A 2899-nucleotide genomic window follows, 5' to 3' on the forward strand; every position below is an offset into this window, starting at 1 on the left:
GAGTTCACATAAACAGACACTTTTCAGGCGTATCTGTGGGAGCAAAGCTCAACCGTGAATCTGTCAGAAGTGGCGAAACCTGACACAGCTTAAAGATCATCACCGTTTCCGGTGAATCGCTCCCTCGTGCGCTCCTGTGTTCCTATCGTGCAGTTTACCGGAATCTGACCGCCGTTCTCCCTTACGGGAAGCGTGGCGCTTTCTCATAGCTTACGCTGCTGATTCTCGGCTCTGTTTAGATAGTTCGCTCCAAGCTGGGCTGTATGCACGAACTCCCCGTTCAGCCCGACCGCCGCGCCCGTCCAGTAACAAACACATGATCCCAAACTGGACAAACACGAATAACGCCAGAGGCGGCAGCCGCTAACGGGGAAGCACAAAAAATAGTCAGATAGGGTTAGTTGACTTTCACGAGCGTGAACGTCTAAAATTGAGGCAGTGAACCTTCACAAGAGGTTGGTTACGCTGCATCAGTTCCTAGCTAACTGGTGCTTCCCCCGCCCCCTGGTTATCTCCTACTCGCCAAAGTCAGGATAACCGGGGGGTTCTTCTTTCTGCTGCTAATCATAACTAATCACTTTACTTTTATCTAGGATAGAAAGATCCAAAAAGGATCCCGATCTGGTTTTAGGAGAGCATAAAAAATATTGGGGCAGCGTGAGCTATGCTGCCATCGCTGGTCCCTTCCCGTCACTTTGAAAACCCGGATACCAGCAGACAAATTTATCCTGCAGTTCGTTATTCAAAACGGCGGTCCGGGTCTGTAACAAATAATGAGCCCCTTTTCTGCTCCACTGCATCTGCTGCTTTTTGGCCATTCGTCTGGCGATCACTTCATTGATCGTGGATTCCACAAACGCGGTTGATACCGGCTCTCCGTACCGACGCATTTCGCCGTAGTTTGGGATCATCATCTTATTATTCCGGATGTAGGTATACATTTCATCCAGATGTTTTTGCAGGGATTTCAGGCTAGGATAGCTGAGTTCAGGGTCATCGCAATACATAACGCAATTATCAATATGTTCCAGCGCAGCGACAACATTGCCATGCCAGAGATATCGTTTAATGCTTTCCAGCAGTGCCAGAACTTTACTCCCCGCCTCTGGATCTGATACCAGCAGTCCCCGGGCATATTGCATGAGCACCGTCAGCCTCATGGTGATATGAAACCAGTCCAGCACATGCGTTGACTCAGGGTACATACCGAACTGGAGGTCCCTGAGATTATCCGCGCCGTCGGACAGAAAAAATATCTGCTGGTTGGCCTGCATTCCCTGCGCTGAAAGGTGGGTCATGAGCCTGCGTTCCGGATGACAGTCATCCTTCTGAACAAAACCGAAGCGGCGGGTGTCAGCAGGCGCACCAACGGAAAAAGACTTCCCGGCAATAATTTCAAAATTACGCTTTTTGTCATCCCGATCGCGAACATAACCACCATCTATACCCACCACAAGCGGTTTTCCTGGCCTGGGCAGGTTCCCCCAGTCGCGGGGGCAGCCGGAAAGAAAACCTGAATGAGCTTCAGCCTCAGCGTCAAGACGCTGCGCCACCTGGCATAAATGATTCCTCACCGTTGAGGCATTCAGGCTGTGGCCCACCGGCAGAATATCTTTCAGCAGACGAGTCGTCATTTCATAGGAGATCATCGAGGCCCAGCGGGTTTCAATATATTTCAGTGCCGGGTGAGAATAATCGCCGGCCCAGTCGCTGAGCAAACTGACTGTCTTTGTATCACTCTCTTCACAACGGCACCGGTACACCCGAAGCCCGGATACCGGAATAACGCCAAACAGCGTCCGGTACCGTATTTTCTGTTTGCCTTTGATTCTGCGCGCAGCAAGGCAGTGAGGGCACCGGATATGGTGTTGAGTATATTCGTCTGCCTGCAGCTGGACCACCGACTGCTGGACCGTATTCAGCAACAGCTTGGATTCTGACACCGATAATCCGATGTCGTTCCGGGTCTCCCCTGATTTCTGGATTGTCATCAGTTCCTCCGTTCGACTGGAGCCTGATTCATCGGTGATGACTATCTGGAGCGTCAGTTGCATCATTGCCTCCTGCTGTGGTGGATGACTATCTCCCGGCTACTGGTTGTTCATCTGGTGACGAAGCTTATAATATGTGGAAACGCCAAGGCCCGCATGGTCGCAGGCGATCCTGAGCCTGACCCCTCTGCTTCTGAGTGCGTCAATTTCCTGGATCTTTTTGATATCGGCGCCGGGGCGCCCTGTTTTTTCACCCCGTGCTTTTTTCGCGGCGATGCCGTCGGCCTGCCTTTCCTTCAGTAAGGCTCGTTCAAACTGGCTGAATGCCGACATCATGTGCAGCTGCAGTTCCTGCATCGGATTGTTTGTGCCGGCGCTGAACGTCAGCTGCTCTTTCAGAAAAATAAGGGTAACGCCCTGGTCACGAAGCCGGGTGGTGACAGCGCACATATCCGACATATTCCGGCAAAGGCGATCGATGGAATGAACCAGAAGCGTATCACCAGGGCGTAATTGCCCCAGGAGTTCCTGTAACCCCGGGCGGTTTGTGTCCTTCGCGCTGGCATGCTCAACACAAATTTTATCAGGCTGAAAACCCGCCTTTGACAATGCCTCTTCCTGACGGGCCGTATTCTGATCGGCCGAGCTTACCCTGATGTAGGCATATTGCACGCAAAACCTCCGGAAGGTCTTTAAACATCATAGAGATTTAAAGAATAATCCATAAACACTGATTTAGGGAGGTTTATAGACATTTTTTCGGGGATCTGAGAGGCATGCTGAAAACGTATACCTTTATAGACATCAGTCAGCGACGACGGCCCAGCCAGATAACTTCAGGCTCCAGTACCGGAGATGCAAGGTCGAGCCTGCTCAGTTGCCGGTTGATTTTGTGGCGGTTGAACCTG

Annotated in this window: 2 protein-coding genes; both read right to left on the reverse strand. The window is 51.4% G+C overall.

What is annotated here, in order from left to right:
* Nucleotides 1-662 precede the first annotated feature (662 nt).
* Nucleotides 663-2054 carry an ISKra4-like element ISKpn19 family transposase gene (locus MKP05_RS21050; protein ID WP_014839878.1) on the reverse strand — a complete coding sequence of 464 codons (1392 nt, stop codon included), beginning with the start codon at nt 2052-2054 and terminating at the stop codon, nt 663-665.
* A 36-nt stretch (nt 2055-2090) separates the two neighbouring features.
* On the reverse strand, nt 2091-2663 hold the full coding sequence (locus MKP05_RS21055; protein WP_001493762.1) for a recombinase family protein: 573 nt from the start codon (nt 2661-2663) through the stop codon (nt 2091-2093).
* Between the last annotated feature and the right edge of the window lie 236 nt (nt 2664-2899).

The sequence above is a fragment of the Halomonas flagellata genome, assembly GCF_022487945.1.
GTDB classification, from domain to species: Bacteria; Pseudomonadota; Gammaproteobacteria; order Pseudomonadales; family Halomonadaceae; genus Halomonas; species Halomonas flagellata.